Annotated in this window: 21 protein-coding genes and 1 riboswitch; of the genes, 5 read left to right on the forward strand and 16 right to left on the reverse strand. The window is 47.3% G+C overall.

The features are described from left to right. Positions 1 to 219 precede the first annotated feature (219 nt). The gene (locus AEA42_RS02605; RefSeq protein ID WP_037423169.1) at positions 220 to 2,394 is read left to right on the forward strand and encodes a TonB-dependent receptor; all 2,175 of its coding nucleotides are present in this window, start codon (positions 220 to 222) and stop codon (positions 2,392 to 2,394) included. A 76-nt stretch (positions 2,395 to 2,470) separates the two neighbouring features. Here the strand turns inward: AEA42_RS02605 and AEA42_RS21665 are convergent, their stop codons facing one another. Further along, entirely contained in the window at positions 2,471 to 2,590 is a 120-nt protein-coding gene (locus tag AEA42_RS21665) for a YqaE/Pmp3 family membrane protein (RefSeq protein WP_231640342.1), read from the reverse strand. Positions 2,591 to 2,810: 220 nt separating this feature from the next. Between AEA42_RS21665 and AEA42_RS02610 the strand changes: the two genes are divergently transcribed. Next, a complete protein-coding gene (locus AEA42_RS02610) occupies positions 2,811 to 3,989 on the forward strand; it encodes a GGDEF domain-containing protein (protein ID WP_055646881.1) in 1,179 nt (392 codons plus the stop codon). A 4-nt stretch (positions 3,990 to 3,993) separates the two neighbouring features. Here the strand turns inward: AEA42_RS02610 and AEA42_RS02615 are convergent, their stop codons facing one another. From AEA42_RS02615 to AEA42_RS02630, 4 genes are read right to left on the reverse strand one after another with little or no spacing between them, the layout of a single operon-like run. Then, positions 3,994 to 4,680: a TIGR01621 family pseudouridine synthase gene (locus tag AEA42_RS02615; RefSeq protein WP_055646882.1), complete on the reverse strand. Its 687-nt coding sequence runs from the start codon at positions 4,678 to 4,680 to the stop codon at positions 3,994 to 3,996. Between the two features lie 32 nt (positions 4,681 to 4,712). Beyond that, complete coding sequence (locus AEA42_RS02620; protein WP_037423161.1) at positions 4,713 to 5,969, reverse strand: HAMP domain-containing histidine kinase; 1,257 nt, start codon at positions 5,967 to 5,969, stop codon at positions 4,713 to 4,715. Positions 5,970 to 6,018: 49 nt separating this feature from the next. Continuing rightward, complete coding sequence (locus AEA42_RS02625; protein ID WP_011621087.1) at positions 6,019 to 6,696, reverse strand: response regulator transcription factor; 678 nt, start codon at positions 6,694 to 6,696, stop codon at positions 6,019 to 6,021. 48 nt (positions 6,697 to 6,744) lie between these two features. Next, positions 6,745 to 7,266: a hypothetical protein gene (locus tag AEA42_RS02630; RefSeq protein WP_055646883.1), complete on the reverse strand. Its 522-nt coding sequence runs from the start codon at positions 7,264 to 7,266 to the stop codon at positions 6,745 to 6,747. A 409-nt stretch (positions 7,267 to 7,675) separates the two neighbouring features. On the opposite strand from AEA42_RS02630, the gene AEA42_RS22090 reads away from it, so the two are divergent. Then, positions 7,676 to 7,837 (forward strand): hypothetical protein, encoded by a 162-nt coding sequence (locus tag AEA42_RS22090; RefSeq protein ID WP_037423154.1) that lies wholly within the window; start codon positions 7,676 to 7,678, stop codon positions 7,835 to 7,837. Position 7,838: 1 nt separating this feature from the next. Here AEA42_RS22090 and AEA42_RS02635 read toward each other — a convergent pair whose 3' ends face one another. The 7 genes from AEA42_RS02635 to moaA form a co-directional block, all read right to left on the reverse strand. Further along, the gene (locus AEA42_RS02635; RefSeq protein WP_055646884.1) at positions 7,839 to 8,942 is read right to left on the reverse strand and encodes an ABC transporter ATP-binding protein; all 1,104 of its coding nucleotides are present in this window, start codon (positions 8,940 to 8,942) and stop codon (positions 7,839 to 7,841) included. Beyond that, complete coding sequence (modB, locus tag AEA42_RS02640; protein ID WP_055646885.1) at positions 8,923 to 9,603, reverse strand: molybdate ABC transporter permease subunit; 681 nt, start codon at positions 9,601 to 9,603, stop codon at positions 8,923 to 8,925. The genes AEA42_RS02635 and modB overlap by 20 nt, the downstream gene beginning before the upstream one ends. 8 nt (positions 9,604 to 9,611) lie before the next feature. Next, positions 9,612 to 10,415, reverse strand: coding sequence for a molybdate ABC transporter substrate-binding protein (modA, locus tag AEA42_RS02645; RefSeq protein ID WP_055646886.1), 804 nt, complete (start codon positions 10,413 to 10,415; stop codon positions 9,612 to 9,614). Positions 10,416 to 10,458: 43 nt separating this feature from the next. Next, a complete protein-coding gene (gene moaE, locus AEA42_RS02650) occupies positions 10,459 to 10,926 on the reverse strand; it encodes a molybdopterin synthase catalytic subunit MoaE (protein WP_055646887.1) in 468 nt (155 codons plus the stop codon). Between the two features lies 1 nt (position 10,927). Continuing rightward, on the reverse strand, positions 10,928 to 11,179 hold the full coding sequence (gene moaD / locus AEA42_RS02655; protein ID WP_037423143.1) for a molybdopterin synthase sulfur carrier subunit: 252 nt from the start codon (positions 11,177 to 11,179) through the stop codon (positions 10,928 to 10,930). A 19-nt stretch (positions 11,180 to 11,198) separates the two neighbouring features. Then, positions 11,199 to 11,678, reverse strand: coding sequence for a cyclic pyranopterin monophosphate synthase MoaC (moaC, locus tag AEA42_RS02660; protein ID WP_011074083.1), 480 nt, complete (start codon positions 11,676 to 11,678; stop codon positions 11,199 to 11,201). 113 nt (positions 11,679 to 11,791) lie between these two features. Continuing rightward, the gene (gene moaA / locus AEA42_RS02665; RefSeq protein WP_055646888.1) at positions 11,792 to 12,772 is read right to left on the reverse strand and encodes a GTP 3',8-cyclase MoaA; all 981 of its coding nucleotides are present in this window, start codon (positions 12,770 to 12,772) and stop codon (positions 11,792 to 11,794) included. Next, positions 12,760 to 12,893, reverse strand: a riboswitch (molybdenum cofactor riboswitch). Its footprint overlaps the gene before it by 13 nt. Before the next feature lie 252 nt (positions 12,894 to 13,145). Between moaA and AEA42_RS02670 the strand changes: the two genes are divergently transcribed. Both AEA42_RS02670 and AEA42_RS02675 read left to right on the forward strand, forming a co-directional pair. Next, on the forward strand, positions 13,146 to 14,795 hold the full coding sequence (locus AEA42_RS02670; protein ID WP_055646889.1) for an electron transfer flavoprotein-ubiquinone oxidoreductase: 1,650 nt from the start codon (positions 13,146 to 13,148) through the stop codon (positions 14,793 to 14,795). Positions 14,796 to 15,098: 303 nt separating this feature from the next. Next, a complete protein-coding gene (locus AEA42_RS02675; RefSeq protein WP_055646890.1) occupies positions 15,099 to 17,015 on the forward strand; it encodes a methyl-accepting chemotaxis protein in 1,917 nt (638 codons plus the stop codon). Positions 17,016 to 17,101: 86 nt separating this feature from the next. Here the strand turns inward: AEA42_RS02675 and AEA42_RS02680 are convergent, their stop codons facing one another. The 4 genes from AEA42_RS02680 to AEA42_RS02695 form a co-directional block, all read right to left on the reverse strand. Further along, positions 17,102 to 17,458: a DUF4870 domain-containing protein gene (locus AEA42_RS02680; protein WP_055646891.1), complete on the reverse strand. Its 357-nt coding sequence runs from the start codon at positions 17,456 to 17,458 to the stop codon at positions 17,102 to 17,104. A 39-nt stretch (positions 17,459 to 17,497) separates the two neighbouring features. Continuing rightward, positions 17,498 to 18,190: an MOSC domain-containing protein gene (locus AEA42_RS02685; RefSeq protein WP_055646892.1), complete on the reverse strand. Its 693-nt coding sequence runs from the start codon at positions 18,188 to 18,190 to the stop codon at positions 17,498 to 17,500. 94 nt (positions 18,191 to 18,284) lie between these two features. Beyond that, complete coding sequence (locus tag AEA42_RS02690; RefSeq protein ID WP_055646893.1) at positions 18,285 to 19,742, reverse strand: sensor domain-containing diguanylate cyclase; 1,458 nt, start codon at positions 19,740 to 19,742, stop codon at positions 18,285 to 18,287. A gap of 309 nt (positions 19,743 to 20,051) precedes the next feature. After that, entirely contained in the window at positions 20,052 to 20,891 is an 840-nt protein-coding gene (locus AEA42_RS02695; protein WP_037423122.1) for a PfkB family carbohydrate kinase, read from the reverse strand. Between the last annotated feature and the right edge of the window lie 366 nt (positions 20,892 to 21,257).

Genomic DNA, 21,257 nt, shown 5'->3' on the forward strand with positions numbered 1-21,257 from the left:
TCAATCTTAATACACCTATAATTGCTATCCGAGTCACAAGTTGCAAAAAACGCCACATTTTAGCTCGTTTGATTTACTGATCGACTAGACAACCTTGAATGACTTCCTTATCATCCACAGTTAATAAAAATCACTATCATTTGCAATGTTGTTTAACGGAAGAGTCTGATGCCAAGGAATTCGGTGTAGCAAATTCACACGCCCTTAGCAGGAAGTTATATGACGTTCAAAACCTCGTTTGTTGCTCTCGCTGTCTTTGCAGCACTCACCCAATCCGCTATTGCACAAGAAAAATCCGACACGGAAATAAATAAAAACAAAGAAATAGAAAGAATTACCGTGACCGCGAGCCGTATGGATAAATCCCCAAGCTCGATTCCTAATACAGTGACCATTATCGACCGCGTGCAACTCGAAGAACAGTTCCGCACCACCAAAGATCTGTCGACCATTATTGGCAACTTAGCACCAAGCTTTTCACCTAGCCGCCAAAAGATGAGTAATACGGGTGAAACCCTGCGTGGTCGTGCACCATTAATTATGATCGATGGCGTGCCGCAATCGAACCCGCTGCGCAGCGGTGGCCGCTCAGGACAAACTATCGATCCTGCAATGATTGAACGCATTGAAATTATTCACGGCGCCAATGCGATGCACGGCCTAGGCGCACAGGGCGGTATTATCAACTACATCACCAAAAAGCCCACGGGCGATAACCAGCACGTCGCTAGCTTTGATGTCACAGTCCCTGACTCACTCAAGTCTAACGGTGTCAGTTTTGGTGCCAGCTATGCGTTTTCAGGCGAGTCAGAATTGATCGATATGCTAGGCTCGGTCAGCTATCGCAATAACGGGGTTTACTACGATGCCAATCACGATGTGATTGGGGTAGATACCACGCAAGGCGAGTCCATGGATAGCCAGAGTAAGGACTTCTTCATCAAATTAGGCCACAACTTTACCGAGTCGCGCCTAGAGTTGATGGTTAACCATTACAACATGGATAACAATGGCGACTGGATGGCCGTAGCAGGTAATAAACCCAATGGTATTCCAACCGGTGCCGTGGAACAAAAACAGCCCTGGGAAGCGGCTAATAACCAAGTCACCACCACCAGTTTGACCTATAGCCACGAAAACATTGCAGGCCAACAGCTCAACATGCAGTTGTTTAATCAAGACTTTAAAGCAGTGTACGGCGGTGGTTGCTTCGATAGCTTCTACGATCCTTCCTTTGAAGGCAGCGATCAAGTGGTTCAATGCGGTGTAAATAGCAAAGGCGAACACTTATACTACGAGCAATCACGCAACTCTTCGGTTAAATGGGGCCTAAAAACTTCGTTAATCGCGAAAAACATTGCCGATACTGGCATCGATGCGGCCTATGGTATCGACTTGTTCCGCGATACGACTGAACAGGACTTAGTGAAAACTGGGTTCTCTTGGGTACCTGAAAGCACCTATGATAACTTCGCGCCGTATCTACAGTTAGACTATGATTTAATTAAAGATTTAACCGTATCAACCGGTGTGCGTTACGAACACGCTACCCTCAATGTTGATGACTACAAAACCCTCTATGGTGCTGGCAATAAGCAAATCGCGGGGGGCGAAGCCACCTTTGATGAAACCTTATTCAATGTCGGTTTATCCTATAAAATCACGCCGGATATCCGCGTCTACACTAGCTACAACCAAGGTTTTGGCATGCCAGACATTGGCCGTATTCTGCGTGACGGAAACAGTTTCCCCGGCGCCAATCCAAGCATTAGTGACTCTTTAGCCTTAACTCCAATCGTGACGGATAACGTTGAATTGGGTGCCGATTATCAAGGTAGTTTCTTAAGTGCTAAGATTGCTTACTACCGTTCTGCTACCGATTTTGGTGCCCGTTTAGCCTTAAACAGCGACGGTTTCTATGATGTAAAACGTGAAAAAAGCGTCATTGATGGGATCGAAGCGAATGTCACCGCTTATCTGACAAGCAATGATGATTTGGGCATGAACATCGCACTGCAACGGGGCGAATACGATGTAAACGGCGATAATAAGGTCGATACCGATCTCGATGGCGCCAATATTTCCCCGAATCGTATCAACTTATTCTGGACCCACAACTTCGATAATGAAATGTCGACACGTGTTCAAGCAAATTACTTTATGGACCGTGATTTTGAAAATGCCAAAGGTGCTAAATATGCCGAGTTTGATGGTTACACCACTGTCGACGCGTCATTTTCAATGCCGCTCTACACGGGTACCTTAAGCATTGGTGTACAAAACCTGTTTAATAAGGATTATTTCAACTACTACTCACAAACCATGGGTACAAATGATCGTTATTTCAAAGGTATGGGTCGTACTGCCACTATAGGTTATACCGTGGCGTTTTAATTAACGAACAGGTGAAATCGATAATCAGCGCAACTTAGGTTGCGCTTTTTATTGGCTCATTGAAACACGCTACACCTTAGTGACAACGGTAGGGCTGGAACCCGAAAAATAAACACAGCACTATGATAATTAACAGATCTTTGCCTACGCCCGCGTTTAAAAATACCACAACGGGAGGCAATAGAATCGCAATAATGACTCATAGTCATTTGTTTATATCGACAGCAGGCCATCCTTAAACCGTAATAAATGACGAGTAAGCAGTTTTTAACTTCGTCGTTAGCCCACCGGTTTGCAACCATTGCATTATCAACCTGTGGCTTGGGCGTTGTGGCACAGGTCTTCACTTAACATTCAGTCCATTTCAACAAAAATGCCAAAAGCCATCTATAGTTAAAGGAAAATTGAACGCCGCCATGGAATTTGATCCCCAAGCCCTTCTACTGATTAAATTTATCTGTCTACTGACAGGTACAGCCGCTATTGCATGGGGATTAATCGCCAAACCATTGAACATTGCCAAATTAGCCAGCATACGCTTTTCCCTTGCGAATATCTGTGTATTTATCGGCATCATTCTCAACACTCTAAGAACCGAATCAAATAGTTACCTCTACTGGTTTTGCGCAGATATTGTTATCTTACTCGGATTTATCATGCTGCGTTGGGGTACACAATATCTGTTCCGCTTACAGCACAGCACTAAGTTCGATCTGACTATGCTCGCAATCACCGCAGCACTCATGTTGATGGTTCCCCCAAATGTCCAATCTCAGCCGATACTCGCCATGCTTTTTTCAGCCAATGCAGCACTATCTTTTGTGATGCTCAGTCGAGATAACTATTACGCTATCCGCAGAGAGACTGGCAATAAGATAGCGATTGCCATGATCACCCCCTTAATCGCGATGGCTATCATCTTCATGATTCGGTTTTTCATCGCCCTGTTATCGCCGAGTGAAACGCCAATATTTATTGCCATGCACACGATTGAAGCCATTCCTGTGCTGTGGTTTTATGTGTTCTTAGCCTTACTTATCAATATCCTGATGATAGGTAATGCGATGACTCGTCTGGTGAGTAAAATCAGAATGTTGGCTGAAAAAGACCAGCTCACAGGGCTGTGGAATCGACGCGCAATGCAAAAAAGACTCACCACAACCCACCAACGCTGGCAGAAAAATGCAGAGCCTTATAGCGTGATCTTGCTCGATCTCGACCATTTCAAACATATAAATGATCACTATGGTCATGATGTTGGTGACCTCGCCCTGCTGACAGCGGCAAGATTATTTCACTCGGTATTACGGGAACACGATGTCCTGTGTCGTCATGGTGGGGAAGAGTTTTTGGTTTTACTGCCAGCCACAAGCGCACCATCCGCAAGAGCCGTTGCGGATAAATTACATCGGGTACTGAGGGAAAATCCGATTAACTGGCAGGATAAAAAAGTCCAACTTTGCGCAAGCGTGGGTTACGCCACGATTTATCAAGGATGTCAGCCAGACAAACTATTGATTGAAGCCGATCATGCCATGTATCAAGCAAAGTCTGAGGGGCGCGACCGGATCTGCCAAGCATTTCCCTCCCAATAAACACCTATCGTTCAGGCCAATCTAAAGTCTCTGGTGCTTGCCAAAATGTCAGCGCCTCACTGACAGTCTCAGTTAAAAAGAGCTCACCCTGCTCAGGCATATCAAGATACGCATAATTCTGCCAACTGCCATCTCCATGTTGATAACGAAAATGCAGGCAATAGGCGTGCAGATAACAGCGGTCGGCGACATCGGAGCCATAGAGGGCATCGCCCAAAATCGGTACCCCAAGGCTAGCAAGCGCGACCCGTAACTGATGGGTTTTCCCCGAGTGGGGTTTGAGTAAATACAGCCGTAGCCCATCGCCAACACTGACGGAAAAGAATTGGGTAATCGCTGGATTTTCTTTGGTTCGCAGTAACTTAAACATACTGCGGCGGGATTTAGCCATATCGCCAATCACCCAGCCTTGCTTCTTTTTAGGCTTACCTTTGGCGAGGGCAAGATAGTATTTCTGCACTCGATGGGCGCTAAAAAGCTCAGTCAACTGCCGCGCCGCAGCCGGATGTTTGGCTAACAGTAACAGCCCTGAGGTCGGGGTATCGAGCCGATGCACGGCAAAGAGTTTTATCCCTAAATCCTGCTCCAACTGCGCAACGACACCCGCAGTGCCATCTTGGCTGTGAAAATGCACATTCGGCGATTTAGAAATAACAAGAAAATCAGCCTCATTGGCTATGATTCGGTACATGGGGTTCCTAACACTGTCACGCGGATATTGGCCTAAAACTGAATGGTCACTACAAGGCCGGGATGATTATCCGAAAGAGTAATTTGCGCATTGTGCCGCGATAGAATCGCTTTGACCATAGATAATCCTAAACCCGTGCCCTGCAAATGGCGGCTTGGGTCGAGGCGAACTAAACGTTCAAATACTCTTTCTTTGCTGTCATCGGGGATCCCAGGACCGTTATCGCAAATCTTAATTTGGGCACCGGATTGAATAATATCGATACGTGCGCCTTGGCCAGAGTACTTCATCGCATTGTCGACCAAGTTATACAAGGCTTGGAACAACAGATACTTGTCACCATATATTTTATGGTCAGATAGCAGCGACAGGCTCAAGGTTTGCTCATTCGACTCCGCAACTGCATCGGCCATTTCCAGCAAATCAGTACATAGCTGCGCCAAACTCAGCTCCTGCAAATCTAAGGTTTGCTGCCCTTCCTCAATGCGTGTCAGCGAGAGCATGGCATCGAAGGTCGCAAGGCAGTGGTCAAGCTCTTCGGTCAAAATAGCACAGCCCTCACTGATTTCATCGGGAGATTTGGCCGCTAACTCCTCAAGACCAATGCGAATATGGGATAAAGGCGTGCGCAAATCGTGGGCGATATTATCAGTCACACCACGCACCGCCATCAGGTTATTCTCGAGAATATCCAGCACGTTGTTAAATTGCAGCGCCAACATATCAAACTCGTCCTGACGCCAACTGAGCGGCAGACGCGTATCATAATGCCCACGCTCAATTTGCTCACTTAAACGGTTGTACTGCACTAAACGGCGTAAAATTGCTTTAGAAAACAGATAGCCCAGCGCTAAGGTTAACACTATGGTCAACATCACGGCCGTGGCCGCTGCGCTGATAAATTTATCAATGAGTGTAGCTAAGTTGTCGGTACGGGTGGCGATGAGCACGGGGCCATAGCGAGTCATCACTAGACCGCCGGTAAGGATATGCAACTTATCAGGGCCGCCAGTCAAAATCGGGAAATCCCGCGTTTGCGGCAGCATGGGCATGCCTTCAGGCATAAAGCTTAAGGCGCCAACCATATCATAGCTATTGCGCCAGGCGATAAGCGCCGTCTGCGGATCGGCGGCACGAATTTGCGCCGCAAAACTGCGACGGTCGACAGTAAGAGCAAGCTGCTGATAGCGTTGGGTTTCGGACTCAAGATACTGAGTCACTTGGTACTGCTGTTCGATAATGAGTTGCCGATAAAGGGCAAACAGCAAAGCGCCTATGATCACAGTCACTAAGGTCGAGAAGATAATAGTGATGCGCCAGGCGCTGCTTTGGTAAGGCTTAATGCCTTTGGCGTAAGCGATAACCAGCTCCCCTTACGGTTTCAATCAATTCACCGTGGCCTAACTCTTCAAACTTGCGACGTAACTTGGCGATATGCACGTCGATCACATTAGTACGGGGATCAAAGTGATAATCCCACACTGCTTCAAATAATAGCGTCCGACTAATAACCTGATTAGCGTGTTCCATCAGATACTTAAGCAATTGGAATTCTTTGGGTTGCAGCATTAAATCGTGGCCATCTAAGGTCACGTTGCGTGTTAGCAGCTCCATTTTTAAGCCGCCGACCACCAGATCTGTGGTAATAGGTACGGATTGGCCCCGTTGCATCAACTTTTCGGCACGTACAAGCAGCTCCGAAAAGGCAAAGGGCTTAGTCATATAATCATCGCCACCCGCACGCAGACCTTTTACCCTTTCATCCACATGGGCCAGCGCCGACAGGATAAGCACTGGAGTTTGGTTGCCAGTTGCTCTAAGGGCGGCCAGCAATTTCAACCCATCGAGTTGGGGCAACATGCGGTCGAGAATCAAGAGGTCGTACTGACCACTCGTGGCTTGCAGCAGACCTTGATGACCATCGCTGGCGGTCTCAATATTATGTCCCTGCTCAAGAAATCCTTTAACGATGTAGTCGATCGTTGTCGCATCATCTTCAACTAAAAGTATTTTCATCTGTATGCTGCGCTCCCCTGTCTTCACTTAGCGGTAATACTCAGCGTGCTAATCCCACTTAAGTAAAGGTAACTGTCGTAAATTTTCAATATCGAATGCCAATTTATACTTGCCTGTATCGTCCAGCAACTTTAACTCTAAGTAACTGATACCTAAGTCATGGTCTAATTTAGCATCGGTCAGAAAGGCCTTATGATCCTGAGTCGCCATTGCAATAATGCCGGAGAAGGTTTGATGCTTAGTGTTGATAAGGCGTGCGGCTTCCACCTCGCCGACATCATCGGCTGTGACTTTACCCGCTTTTTGTTTCAATAACTTACCATCTCGCGCCCGATATTCGAAACGGGTAATTGCATTCGCCAGCGGATTAATCAACTCAAACTGGTAGACCAACTCGCCTTCCTTCATTTCCATTTCAAACTCGGCAATCACGCCAGGAAACTCCTTCTCAATTTGCTGCATCACGCTTAACGGCGGCTGATACTCACCGCTCGAAAGCATCGAATACATGCTCTGGGCTGCGGTGGCAATCCCAGATACCAACATGAATCCTAGCAACCATAGTCTCATGGTTCCTCCATAAAAATCGGCTAAGTTTGTATCTTATGAGACAATCAGTTAGATGTCGATGGCGTACTAAAATCCCATCGCTTTTATCCCTGTTTGCCCATGATGGCGCCTAGTTCATCACTCATGTGAATTGCTCAATCCACTTGATTCAAACTCAGCAAACACTGACGAATGCATTCAGTTTACCTAATAGCGACTGAAACACCGATGGAAACAAGATTAAGCTTTGATCATCTGGGGATTTTGAAGCATGACATTTACCGTAAAAACCCATCATTTAGCCATTTAAAATCACACTAATTGAATTTCAGCTGGTATTTTAGCGCATCTGTGTCGTCAAAAAGTACGATTGGCAATGCAATCCCGTTGTTCTAGAGTCAACTAAACGGCCATTTAAATCGGAGTGCATATGAAACCAATTACACGCTGGATTAGCTTAAGTTTGCTACTGCTTGGAGCATTAAGCGCCTACGCCTATGGCAGCGCCACAAGCGCTGTGACGTTTATAATCTTAGGTATGCTGTTGGAAGGAACATTTTGGATGGGATTACTCGGTAAAAAACGTCATTAACTTATTCTAAAATATGAATTTGCTCAGATTTGAGCGCAACCGTGGTTTGCATCCCCTTGGTTAGGCCAAGCTTCTGTGCGAGATGAAATGACACTTCCGTATTAAGCTGTAGTTTAGTCCCGGTAGCATAACAGACTACCCGCACTGACTCGCCCATCACAAGTAAAGAGTCGATTGTCACATCTAACTTATTAAAACTACGGCATAAACGTCCATTTGAAATGGCGTTAAATCGAATACCCTGATTGGGGATGACCCAGCGAACTTTACTGCCAACACTGCGGTCTTTGCCAAAATCGCTGGCAATCAGCTGCTCACCAAATTTGAGCCAGGTGATGTCTTTAGTGCGGTCTTGGAACATCACTTCGCCATCGAAAATATTCCTTAAGCCCATCTGCCGCGCAACAGCCTCGTTACGTGGCCGCGATAACACCTCAAACGGCGCACCCTGCTGTAACATCTGGCCTTGGCTAATCAAGATCATCGAATCGGCCAGCAGCAGTGCTTCGTTTAAATCGTGGGTCACCATAATCACTGGGCAAAGCAGTTGCTCTTTGAGTCGAGCAAGTTCGAGATACAAACGCTCACGAGTTTCTCTGTCCACCGCTGAAAATGGCTCATCGAGCAGTAGCACTGAAGGTTCACGGGCAAGGGCGCGAGCAAGCGCAACCCGCTGGCGTTGACCACCGGAGAGGTTCATAGGCAGTCTATCGGGCAAACCATGTAAATTAACCCGTTCTAACCAATCCTTCGCCCTAGCAACTCGCTCCGACTTGGGAATATGGTCAAGCCCTGCAACCACGTTCTCGAGCGCGGTAAGATTGGGAAATAAGCCAAAATGCTGTGGCATATAGCCAATATGGCGCTGCTGCGGCGTTAGCGCGGTGCGACTTTGATGGTCAAACCATGGCGTTTCACCAAACACAATACTGCCCGTGTCGGGATGATTAAGCCCTGCGATCATCCGCAGTAACGTCGTCTTACCGCCGCCCGAAGGCCCTACGACCGCTAACACCTCACCCGCCTTACAGCTAAATTCGGCGCTCAGTTTAATATGCTTATGGTTTTGGATCTGGCAATGCAGATCAGCGATGATTTGCGCCACCCTGACCTCCTAAACGCCGTGACAAACTGGTAGTTAGAGCCAATGCGGTAATCGCAAATAACAGCAATACCAGAGACATAGTACCTGCTGCGCCAAAATCGAAGGCCTGCACGCTGTCATAAATGGAGATCGATATCGTCTTGGTTTCGCCAGCGATATTGCCGCCCATCATCAGCACCACCCCAAACTCACCCAGCACATGGGAGAAACACAGCACTATGGCGGTCAACACCCCCGGCCAGACCATAGGCAATTCAATTTTAAGTAGAATTTTAAGTTTGCTCATGCCGCAACAGGCTGCAGCATCGCGCACATCATGGGGAACTGCCTCAAAGGCACGTTGTATCGGTTGCAACGCAAAGGGAATATTGACCAGCACGGATGCCAGCACTAACCCCGAGAAATGAAACACTAACTGCTGCCCAGTCAGATGCTCTAACCACTGCCCTAACCAGCTTTGGCTGCCAAGCCCCACCAGCAAGTAATAACCAATCACTGTCGGCGGTAAGACTAAGGGCACCATGATGAGCGCCTCAACCCAAGACTTACCGATAAACTGCCGATAAGCCAAGGCGCGCCCAGCAAGAATCGATAGGGGGATCAGCACCAAGACTGTGATGCTACTGAGTTTGATCGATAACCAAAGCGCCTGCCAATCCATGTCTAGCCTTACCGAGCGGGTAGACCAAATCCGTATTGCAGGAATACGACTCTGGCGGCATCAGATTGAAGATAGAGGTAAAAACGTTCGGCAGTAGCACCCGCTTTAGGCGTTAACGCCATACGCTGATAAAGTGGGCCGTGAAGATCTTCGGGTAAAGCAATTGCTTGGCCTAATGCTTTAAACTGTGGCGCTAAGGCAAGCGATAACGGAATAATACCGCCTTGAGTGGAGCCACTCACGGCAAATTGCGCCGCTTGGGAGGCATTTTCACCTAGGATTAGCTTGGTTTGTAGACCATCCCACAAGCCTAGTTTTTGTAAGAGTTCGCGGGCGCGTTCGCCATAGGGCGCATGCTCAGGATTAGCAATCGCAAAGCGCTCCAACTTACCCGTGGCGAGTAGGGCTTTTACGCCGTTAAGTTCAGTATCCAAGGTTAAAGGGGACTTGTTTGGGGCGACTAAGGCTAGGCGACCCACTGCGTATTGCACGCCTTCATCGCGGGTAAAGCCCGCTTTTTGCAGCTCATGGATATAACGCTCATCGGCGCTGAGCAACATTTCAAATGGCGCACCATGTTGAATTTGCGCGACAAAATTACCCGATGAGCCGTAGGAGACTCGCACCTTGAGCCCAGTTTCGGCGCTAAAGTTTTTAACAATATCATCGAGGGCAAACTTGATATTGGCAGCGGCCGCAATCGCAGGCACAGTTTCGGCGCGGCTAACTGCAGGCATCAAGGCAACACTGAACGACAATGCTAGAGAAAATACTAGACTCCAGATTTTGCCTAACCCTGTCACACCGTGCATAAACTCACCTCTCAGTCTCGCCTGCTGCTAGCTCAGTCTTACGTTAGTCTTTGTGTTGCCAAACTTGCGCCGCTTGCTCGTCGGCATCCTTGGCCTCAACCCAATTCTTGCCCTTGTCCCCAGCTTCTAATTTCCAGAAAGGGGCTTTGGTTTTCAAAAAGTCGATTAAGAATTCGCAGGCCGCAAAGGCCGCCTTGCGATGAGCACTGGTGACACCAATAAACACAATTTGCTCACCCAGCGCCATAGTGCCAACACGGTGGATAACCGTAACTTTATTGAGCGGCCAACGCTCACGCGCCTCGGCAACGATTTGCTCAAGAACGCGCTCCGTCATACCGGGGTAGTGCTCTAAGGTTAGATCCGTCACCACTGAGCCATCGTTAAAGTCGCGCACCTTGCCAACAAAAGTCACAACGGCGCCATCGCTGTTATCTTGGGCTAATTGGTGGTACTCATCAGCCACATTAAAATCAACGGTTTGCACCCGTACATTCGGCAGTAAACGCATATCAACCTCCGGTCACAGGTGGGAAGAAGGCGACTTCATCACCATCACTCACTTGGGTATCCCACTGACTGATGGTTTGATTTACCGCCACCAGTAATTTGTCCGAGGCTAACACTTTGGCCCATTTATCATCTTTAGCCGCTAAAGTTGCCCGTAATCCTTCCGCAGTTTGTGTCTGCTCGCTCGCTTCAACACTCAGTTGTGCCGTCCCTAAAAGCTCACGAACTTGGGCAAAAAACAACACGTTAATCATATTCTTATCTCGCTTTACGTTATTCAGCTTTAAAGTGTCCCGACTTGCCGCCGCGTTTTTCGAGCAGGCGCACCTGTGAAATCACCATGTCTTTCTGCACGGCTTTGCACATATCGTAAATCGTCAGCGCTGCGACAGAGGCCGCCGTGAGCGCCTCCATTTCGACACCGGTTTTGCCGGACAATTTACACAGACTAGTGATGCGCACACGATTGTGCTCAGGCTGAGCCTCAAGCTCGACTTCGACCTTGGTTAGCATTAGTGGATGGCATAACGGAATTAAATCTGAAGTCTTTTTCGCCGCCTGGATCCCCGCGATACGCGCGGTGGCAAACACATCGCCCTTATGGTGGCTGCCGCTCATGATCATCTCGAGGGTCGTGCTCGCCATCTCGATAAAGGCTTCGGCACGGGCCTCGCGCTCGGTCACGGCTTTCTCGGTCACATCGACCATATGGGCATTGCCGTCGGCGTTAATATGGGTAAATACATTGCTCATTGAAGCGATCCTTTAAACTACTGCTAAATTCAAGCATGTGGGAAATTGAGCGCAATAGCGAAACCTAACTAAATGAAAGATAACGCGATAAGCAGACTAAAACCTAAGTTAGATTAACCGCCAATCGAGGCCAGATGTTGCGTCACGCCAGTAATGCCCTGATGCAGATAATGGGTTTCTTTCTTCTGTGCCAGTTGACCGTGTAACCGCTCGATTAATTCCGCTTGCTGACTCGGGTGTTGTAGTAGATCACGCAAATCAATACCGGACTCGGTAAACAGGCACAAGTGCAACTTACCTTTGGCCGAGACCCGCAAGCGATTACAGCTCACGCAGAAGTTAGTGGCGTAGGGCATGATCAAGCCGATACGGCCCTTAAAGTCACTGTGGCTGAAGTTTTGCGCAGGGCCATCATCGGCACGGGGCGTATCCAATTGCCAGCCGTTGGCAAGCAACTGAGCTTTAATATCGGCACCCGCTAAGTGGTGGGCTTGGAAATACTCGCGACCAAGGCCGGTTTCCATTAACTCAATAAAACGCAGATCGATGGGCGTGTGCTTAATCCAATTCAAAAAGCGCGGTAAATCTTTATCGTTCATGCCTTTGAGCAATACCGCATTGACTTTTACGCGCTCAAAGCCTGCTGATAATGCAGCATCGATACCACGCATCACCTCGTCGAACTTATTCTCGCCGGTGATCTGGTAAAACATCTTGGGATCTAAGCTATCCACCGACACATTGATGCGGCGCAGACCAGCATCGAACCACTCTTGGGCATGCTTCTCGAGCCTATACCCATTAGTGGTAGTGGCTACAGTATGAATACGCGGATTATCAGCGACCACTCGAATAATATCGGTAAAATCTTTACGCAGCGTGGGTTCGCCGCCTGTGATACGGATTTTTTGAGTACCAACGAGGCTAAATGCGGACACCAAGTTTTCTATCTCACTGAGAGATAAAAACTGCTGTTTGCCATTGGGATGATAACCATCAGGGAGGCAATAGCTGCATTTGAAGTTACAAACGTCAGTGACTGACATCCGTAAGTAATGAAATTTACGACCAAAATTGTCTTGTAATTGAGACATGATCACCTTTCCAAGTGTGGGAGGCGAGAGCATTTCTTTACTCACCCCAGTGGCCTTATTGCCACGGCTACACCCCCATATCTGTTGACTTAGGTAGGCAAGCTCGGAGAACCGTCAGCTGTGATTATAAGCCGAAAGTATTGCCGAGCTATACCCCTAAACAGGTATTTCTTGATCAGGTTCAAGTGAGCGTGAACAATCTGTGACAGTGCTCACCCAAAGATTTGTCATTCTTTAGGCTAAACAGCCTGCTTAGCCCCTGTGCCCTGCGGTGATTTTGAGGTAAGGTGGACATTAGTAATAAAACGCCCGTTTACAAACAAACTACAACACCCGATATAAATTGGGGATAAGCGAAGGAAAAGGTGAACTGATGGAACGCGAATCAATGGAATTCGATGTTGTTATCGTCGGCGCTGGCCCAGCTGGCTTGGCGACTGCGTGTCGATTAATGCAGATATCAAAGGATTCAGGTAAAGAAATTACCGTTTGCGTGGTAGAAAAAGGCTCCGAAGTGGGCGCGCATATTCTATCAGGCGCCGTATTCGAACCAAGGGTATTAGACGAGCTATTCAGCGACTGGCGTGATAAAGGCGCCCCCGTCACCACCGCCGTGACCCACGATGAAATCTATCTACTCAACTCCGCTACCGACAGCAAACTCATGCCCAATGCATTTGTGCCGAAAACCATGCACAACGAAGGCAACTATATTGTCAGCGTAGGTAATCTCTGTCGCTGGCTCGCGACCCGTGCTGAAGAACTCGGCGTAGAAATTTTCCCCGGCTTTGCCGCCAGCGAATTACTCTTCAATGAAGATAACAGCGTGAAGGGTATCCTGATTGGCGATATGGGCGTCGGCACCGATGGCCAACCCAAAGACAGCTTTATGCCCGGCATGGAGCTTCACGCCAAATATACCGTGTTCTCAGAAGGCTGCCGTGGTCACTTAGGCAAACAGCTGATCGCGAAATACCACTTAGATAATGGTAAAACACCACAACATTACGGCCTAGGCTTTAAAGAAATCTGGAAAGTGCCCGCCGAGCAACATGAACAAGGTAAGGTTGTGCATACCGGCGGCTGGCCATTAACCGATGGCGCCTCGGGTGGTGGCTTCCTCTATCATATGGAAGACAACCAAATAGCAGTGGGTCTGATTATCGACCTCAACTACAAGAACCCACATCTAAGCCCGTTCGATGAGTTCCAACGTTATAAGACTCACCCAGTCATCGCTAAATACTTAACTGGCGGCGAGCGTTTGACCTATGGCGCACGTGCTATCACTAAAGGTGGCCTGAACTCACTGCCAAAAATGAGCTTCCCCGGTGGTTTACTCATTGGTTGCGATGCGGGAACCCTCAACTTTGCCAAAATTAAAGGCACGCATACCGCCATGAAGAGCGGTATAGTCGCGGCTGAAACGCTTGCCAAAGCCATGATGGCCGAGGTCGAAGGCGGTAAAGATCTGGATTGTTTCCAAACCCATCTGGAAGAAAGCTGGTTACACGAAGAGCTATATAAGTCGCGCAACTTTGGCCCAGCAATGCACAAGTTTGGCACTTTCCTCGGCGGCGCATTTAACTACATAGATCAAAACTGGTTCGGTGGTAAGTTCCCGATCACCCTGCGTGATGAACACCCAGACTATGCACAAATGGCCCCAGTAAGCGCCTACAATAAGATTGATTACCCCAAACCCGATGGCAAACTCAGCTTCGATAAGCTCTCTTCAGTCTACCTGTCGAGCACCTATCATGAGGAAGACCAGCCTTGCCATCTACGCTTAAAAGACAACAGCATTCCGCTCGGGATAAACCTGACGCAATTTAACGAGCCCGCCCAGCGTTACTGCCCTGCTGGCGTGTACGAAATCGTTGAAGAAGCGGGTCAACCGAAGTTTGTTATCAATGCGCAAAACTGCATCCATTGCAAAACCTGTGACATTAAAGATCCTAGCCAAAATATTACTTGGGTGACGCCCGAGGGCGGCGGCGGTCCAAACTACCCGAATATGTAATCTCTACCGAAGAAGGCGCTCATTGAGCGCCTTCTTTTTACTTGCCTTACCCCTACATTTTGGCCACAATTGCATCATAAAAATCACATGCTTCAAATCAGCAACTCATTTCCATCTATACTCTACATAACAAGATCTACCGCAAGAGCAACAGGTTAGGCCAAATAAATGTCTTGTACGCTGTTTTATTCGGCATTCGACCTAAACAAAGGTTAACTTTTAACATTTCTGTCCGATACTAGGTCATTGGTAGAAAACGTCGACCGATATTTCTAAACGTATAACACAGGCATATTGATATTTATGATATTGAATAACCTTACTATTAAGCAGAAAATTCTGCTGACAGTGGCATTTGCTGTGCTGCTGTCGACCATACTCGTGGGCGTGCTCAGCCAACGCAGTGCTAAAAATGTGGTTCAGCAACGTATGCTCGGGTCGGAAATGCCTAGCCTAATGATGCAGATCCGCAACAAGATTGAGCTGGATATTTCGAGCTTAATGAATGCCGCCGAACAACTCGCCAGCAGCCGTATGTTACTGCAATGGCTTGAAAATGGCCGTCCACCGGAGCAAGAGCCCCAAGTCGTTGCCCAATTAAAAGACATCACCCGCCAATACCATTTGGCCCAAGCCTCCTACGCCGATAGACAAACCGCCGCTTATTACACTCAGGATGGTTTTTTACGCGTACTCACGCCCGCCCAAGATGGGTGGTTTTTTGGTTATCGTGATAGCGGCCAAGAGCGGATGCTAAACGTATTTACCGAAGCCAATGGCGAGATAAAACTCTTTATCAACTACCAACAACCTAACGGTCGCGGACTTGTTGGTCTCGCCAAATCCCTCGATGATATGGTGCGGCTCCTCGACTCTTTTAAGATTGAAAAAACCGGTTTTGTCTACTTAGTCGATGCCAAAGGCGAGGTAAAACTACATCCAGACGCCAGCCAAATTGGCAAGAGCAGCCTCAAGAGTTTGTACTCGGGCGCCAACATGAGTTCATTACTCAATCGTAGTGATTTCAATCTTATTAATACCGACGTCCAAGGTGAAAACACCTTCATTGCCAGCAGTTACATCCCGTCGATGGATTGGTATTTAGTCGCTCAAGTACCTGAGGCCGAAGTCTTTGCCCTGCTGACAGATGCGGCCTACCAAATCTTAATTTGGACTGTAATCATTGCCGCAGCCTTTATCATGCTCGCTATTGTGGTAGCAGGCTCCGTGAGTCGCCCTATCGCCCAAGTCGCAGCAATGTTCCATGATATCGGTGAAGGTGAGGGTGATTTACGCCAACGCTTACCTGTAAATGGTGAAGACGAAATTGCGCAACTTGCCCAAGGATTTAATAGCTTTATTAGCAAAATCCAAGATTCTGTTATTGAAGTCGCGCAGACCAGTGAACAACTCGGTCTCTCGGCGAAAGATGTATCTAATCAAGCGCAGCAAACCCTTGAAGATAGTCATGAACAAAAAGACCGCACTATGATGGTGGTAACGGCCATCAATGAGATGGGGGCAACCGTAAATGAAATCGCCAGTAATGCAGCCCAAGCCGCTGTCGCCGCGAAAGATGCCGATACAGAATCCAATAGCGGCCAAGTGGTGGTAACGCGTGCCCGTGACACTATCAATCAGCTCTCCCATGATGTGGAACAAGTAGGTGAAGTGATTGAATCCCTCGCGACTCATACCAAATCTATCGGTGGCATCCTCGATGTGATCCGTGCTATTTCGGAGCAAACCAATCTATTAGCCCTCAACGCCGCGATTGAAGCTGCACGCGCAGGTGAAGCGGGACGTGGCTTTGCCGTAGTAGCAGATGAAGTCCGTAATCTGGCATCACGTACCGCAGCCTCTACTAACGAAGTCCAAGGTATGATCGACAAGTTGCAATCTGAAGCAAGCCGCGCAGTTAATGCCATGGCACAGAGCCGCGCTCGCTCACACGAAGGTGTCACAGCGGTTGATGAGGCTAGCCAGTCTTTGGTTGGCATTAGCGATCGTATTGGTCTTATCAGTGATATGAACATTCAAGTCGCGGCGGCAACAGAAGAGCAATCGACCGTAGTCGAAGATATTAACCGTAACGTGACCGAAATTAACGACATTACCCAACGCACCGCGAGCACAGCTCAAGCTGCGGCGCAGGCCAGTTTAGCGTTAAATCAACTCGCCCACCGCTTGGATACCTTGGTAGCTAAGTTTAAAGTGTAATTGTCAAACACAAAGATATTGATATAGAAAAAAAATGCCTTAGTGGATCTCCCTAAGGCGTTTTTATTACACAACTTAAAAGGCGATTAGTTATCGGAGAGAAACTTGATTGTCAGTGGATAGCGATAAACCTGCCCTTCACTGGCCTTAACTATGCCTAGGATAGTACAGACTAAGTCCAAAATGCCTAGGATGATAAGCAAGATAAATCCAATGCCTACAAACGCTAATACTCCACTGATAATCACGTAGATTAGTAGGCTTAGCTTAAAGTTCAGACAGCTGCGCCCACATTGGTCGACAAAAGCCGACTCTTCACGCTTCATCAGCCACAAAATGAGCGGACCAAGGATGGAGCCTAATGGCACTAAATACCCGATTAAACTAGAGGCATACACCAGTAAACCAAAATCTTTCTCGCTCTTCGTCACTGACTCTATCATGACACTTTCCCTGTATTATTGTTTGAAATATAAAAGTTATTAGCTCTTTGGGCCATACAAACGCATTTGCCAATCTTCGACTTGCTGCGTTGCTAAGCGGCGCTGTAGGCTATTCACCCAGCTTTGTGCCAGCCCTTCACAGGAGGCGAGTCTATCATAGGCTTTAGCGTTATATTGAGGAGAAAAATTCAGCGCCATCGCCTCGGCAACGCTGATATCAGTTTTACGCTCGACTAATTCTATCTTGTCGCTTAACTGAATCACACCTGGGATTAATACTCTGTAAAACCAACCGCATAACTGACTCTGCTGCATGGCAAGGGCAAAGTCTCTATGGCCAAATTGCAGGTTCAATTTAAAGCAAGGTGAGCGTGGCTGAGTCACTTGCACTGTGACGGCACCGATTTGCAGCACATCCCCAATATTGACCTCGGTTTCATTTAAGCCAACCGTGCTGATATTTTCACCCATGCTCGGTGCATCTTCGAGTTGGGTGATTAAATCCCAACGACGGTATTGACCATAATGCTCACGGGGAAAATGATGCAATACTCGGTCAAGTCCGCCATGATGTTTAGGATCAGCCTGTGCATCGCCTTCCACATGGTCGACATTCACCACTAACTGCTGCGCCGATTTTTTACCGTCAATGCCAGTTGAAATGCCGCGAATGTCTTGCAGGCTCGCCCCTAAATACAAACCCGATAATCTGTTTACCAATAAGGTCGACATTGGTTACTCCCATCATTGTCGCCACACGGGGCCAAATAAAAACGCTAAGTATTACATACTCGAAACAAATCGAGCGTGCTCTAAAATCTGGGTATCACTGATTTAACACTACTTGATTACGGCCAGCTTCTTTCGCTTGATATAAAGCTAAATCGGCTCGTTTTATTAAATCCTCTGCCGGTTCAAGCTTTTGATATTCTGCAACACCAATACTGACTGTGATTGCAATATGTACTCCATTGACCTTCAACTCGCGCTGAGAAATCGAATCACGGAAACGTTCCGCCAACTCTGCCGCATGGCTTAAATCCATCTCTGGCAATAACACCAAAAACTCTTCCCCACCCCAACGGCAAAGTATATCTTGCTGTTTTAGCTGGCTACGTAGCAAGTTAGTGACCGTTTTGAGCACTAAATCACCAATACTATGACCATAGCTATCATTCACTTTTTTAAAGTGGTCGATATCGACAAGGAGAACTGAAATAGGAGTTTGCGACAAATTAGCTTTGTCTAATGCCTGATGGAAATACTCTTCAAAGACTTGTCGATTAGCTGCGCCAGTGAGTTTGTCAGTTGATGCCATAACCTCAAGTTTGCGCTGATAGCGCCCTAAGGTCATGTTTGAAATAAACAAAATACCTATGGTCACGACCAAACTTAGGGCTAAGTTCCCCCAAAAGGTATTAAGCAGTTCTTGTTCTTGCGGAGCATCTTCTTGCTCAACAATTAAATACCACTTGAACTCAGGCACTAATCGACTGTTTAAGTAGACCGTTTTACCGTTGCGCTGATAGCTAAATGCGGCGCTTGGGCTAGTTAAAATGCGCGTTGATAGTTGCTCCAAGCCAGTGCTGGCTTGCAGTGAATTAGCTCCATCATATTCATCACCATGGAGAGTGACATTTCCCTGTCTATCGGTGAAAAAAACCCGGCGGTTATAACGCTTTTGATAGAGTTCAATCAGCGCCTTGACCTTTTCAACTGCAAGGCCAACGCCAGTAACCCCCATAAACTTACCTTCAAAATCAAAAACTTTATAGTTAACAAATACGGTTGTTTTAGTGCGATCAGCGGTATCAGCATCGATATTAATTTCATAATGTTCTGATTCTGGTAACGAACGGACACGAAAATACCAAGCATCATTAGGCTCAATATCTTGGATTTTCTTTAATACCCCCGATGAGTGGTAGTAGTTGCGACTCTGTTCTGAAACAAAAAAGCTGGTGACAGTATCGTACTTATCCTGGATTTCTTTCAGATAACGGATCAGCTTTTCAGGCTCTTGCTCATGGTTTAATGTCCAATCACGCACAAAGGTATCCTGTGCCATTAGGGAGGAAATAAAGATCGGACGTAGTAGATCTTGTTGAATTTCTAAATAAATATTATCGCTTGTTAAAGGTAAAGTATTACTTTCAATTTGCTGACTCAAAGAGTCATGGGCCACTTTATAGCTAATACCACTGGTCACTAAAAAGGCAACTAGCAACAACACAGAAAGTAGCCAAATAAACTTCTTTTTATCATTCCAAACGTGATTGCCCATTTCCAACTCCAACAGCAGTAGGCTTATTATTTTGTAGTAGCGTGGTGAGTTACCTAAATGTTAACGCAATCCCTCAATGACCGCACAATATTTCCGCTATATGAATGTTCTTCGACGAAATAACATTATTCGAGGTAAAAAAATGCCCCGTTGGGGAAACGAGGCAAACAAGCGAACCAACAAAATGGGAGAAAAGCGCAAGCAAACGTTAAAGGACAAGAGCTCTCCGTCACTGTGCACACTTTATCAATCCAAGATGACAGAAAAATGACCTCCAAATTGTTTAACACTTGCAGCCCATTTCCAGCATTATGCTTCTAAATACTGTTTTAAAGCTTCACCAGGAATAGAACTGTCTGTTGCGACTGCAAAAGCCGCCCAAACAGCACCTTCAGCCATTGCTTGAGTGATAGATTTGCCAGCACAGAGTCCATGAATAAGCCCAGCAGCATAGGCATCCCCTGCACCCGTGGTGTCGACAACCTCAGCAGGCACCGCAGGCACATGCTGCACATCATCTTGGGTATAAACCTTCGCGCCACGGACACCATCAGTCACCACAAAATAACGTAATGATTCCCCACCAATGCTTACACCGTAATCCCAAGAGGCGACATCACATCGTCCATGCATATCACTCATAGAAGCAAGTAGTACATGGCAAGGGCGTGGTCTATCATCCTTGGCAAGTTGCGCGATCACAAGGCAATGATCGAGTGCCGTTTTAGCCCAACTTACAGTCCCTTCCGCTGATGTATTAAAATACAACGCATCCCAATGCTGCCATTTTGGTGGAACCGATAACTCAAAAACTGGCCGCTGCGGGCGGATAATGGTGCGCTCACCGTCAGGAGTCATCACCAGCAGCATCTCACAGGTATTCCCTGCGCGGCGCTGCACTAAACGACAATCAAGCCCTTGGGTACTAGCCTCGGCGATAGCCCAATCCCCCATTTCATCCCGACCCACTTGGCTGACTAATGCAACTCGATGACCAGCCCAAACAAGTCCAAGCCCCGTATTCGCCCCACCGCCGCCTAGCCGTTGACCGCCATCTTGATAATGAAAGCGACCACCGGTTTTTAAAGGTTTATCAAGGATTAACACGCGGTCACAGTTAAGGTTGGCCACCAGCAAAATATTTGCCATGACAAGGCTCCATTGAAAGAGAATACCACGCCCAACCGGGACACGTTTGGGGCTAAAAGAGCCCCCAATCTAGACCAAAATGTGGGGTGGCACAATCTGAGAATCTAATAGCTATTATTCATCAAATGTCAGCTTAAACGGGCTTTTGTTGTAAGACCTTGACCATAATCAAATTCAGCAACACCACACATTCAGGCTAAACAGTTAAAGACGATGTTCGATTAAGAACATGATAAATAATCCGTCATTCCGCACCTAATTTTCGATTTAAAAAACTTGACGGCGATCGGTCATTCTGATCTATTACTCTCTTTTGCAGGTAATTCATCATGGCCGCTCCCGCTATCTCTATCCGTAACCTCGACC

Source organism: Shewanella sp. Sh95 (genome assembly GCF_001308045.1).
Taxonomy (GTDB): domain Bacteria; phylum Pseudomonadota; class Gammaproteobacteria; order Enterobacterales; family Shewanellaceae; genus Shewanella; species Shewanella xiamenensis.

Excerpts from the sequence above, each read along its gene's own strand:
- AEA42_RS02630 (WP_055646883.1), bottom strand. The coding sequence starts at position 7,266 with ATGAGACTATGGTTGCTAGGATTCATGTTGGTATCTGGGATTGCCACC.
- moaC (WP_011074083.1), bottom strand. The coding sequence starts at position 11,678 with ATGAGCAATGTATTTACCCATATTAACGCCGACGGCAATGCCCATATG.
- AEA42_RS02610 (WP_055646881.1), top strand. The coding sequence starts at position 2,811 with ATGGAATTTGATCCCCAAGCCCTTCTACTGATTAAATTTATCTGTCTA.
- modA (WP_055646886.1), bottom strand. The coding sequence starts at position 10,415 with ATGCACGGTGTGACAGGGTTAGGCAAAATCTGGAGTCTAGTATTTTCT.
- AEA42_RS02615 (WP_055646882.1), bottom strand. The coding sequence starts at position 4,680 with ATGTACCGAATCATAGCCAATGAGGCTGATTTTCTTGTTATTTCTAAA.
- AEA42_RS02695 (WP_037423122.1), bottom strand. The coding sequence starts at position 20,891 with ATGGCAAATATTTTGCTGGTGGCCAACCTTAACTGTGACCGCGTGTTA.
- AEA42_RS22090 (WP_037423154.1), top strand. The coding sequence starts at position 7,676 with ATGAAACCAATTACACGCTGGATTAGCTTAAGTTTGCTACTGCTTGGA.
- modB (WP_055646885.1), bottom strand. The coding sequence starts at position 9,603 with ATGGATTGGCAGGCGCTTTGGTTATCGATCAAACTCAGTAGCATCACA.
- AEA42_RS02690 (WP_055646893.1), bottom strand. The coding sequence starts at position 19,742 with ATGGGCAATCACGTTTGGAATGATAAAAAGAAGTTTATTTGGCTACTT.
- AEA42_RS02675 (WP_055646890.1), top strand. The coding sequence starts at position 15,099 with ATGATATTGAATAACCTTACTATTAAGCAGAAAATTCTGCTGACAGTG.
- AEA42_RS02680 (WP_055646891.1), bottom strand. The coding sequence starts at position 17,458 with ATGATAGAGTCAGTGACGAAGAGCGAGAAAGATTTTGGTTTACTGGTG.
- AEA42_RS02670 (WP_055646889.1), top strand. The coding sequence starts at position 13,146 with ATGGAACGCGAATCAATGGAATTCGATGTTGTTATCGTCGGCGCTGGC.
- AEA42_RS02685 (WP_055646892.1), bottom strand. The coding sequence starts at position 18,190 with ATGTCGACCTTATTGGTAAACAGATTATCGGGTTTGTATTTAGGGGCG.
- moaD (WP_037423143.1), bottom strand. The coding sequence starts at position 11,179 with ATGATTAACGTGTTGTTTTTTGCCCAAGTTCGTGAGCTTTTAGGGACG.
- AEA42_RS02605 (WP_037423169.1), top strand. The coding sequence starts at position 220 with ATGACGTTCAAAACCTCGTTTGTTGCTCTCGCTGTCTTTGCAGCACTC.
- AEA42_RS02625 (WP_011621087.1), bottom strand. The coding sequence starts at position 6,696 with ATGAAAATACTTTTAGTTGAAGATGATGCGACAACGATCGACTACATC.
- moaA (WP_055646888.1), bottom strand. The coding sequence starts at position 12,772 with ATGTCTCAATTACAAGACAATTTTGGTCGTAAATTTCATTACTTACGG.
- moaE (WP_055646887.1), bottom strand. The coding sequence starts at position 10,926 with ATGCGTTTACTGCCGAATGTACGGGTGCAAACCGTTGATTTTAATGTG.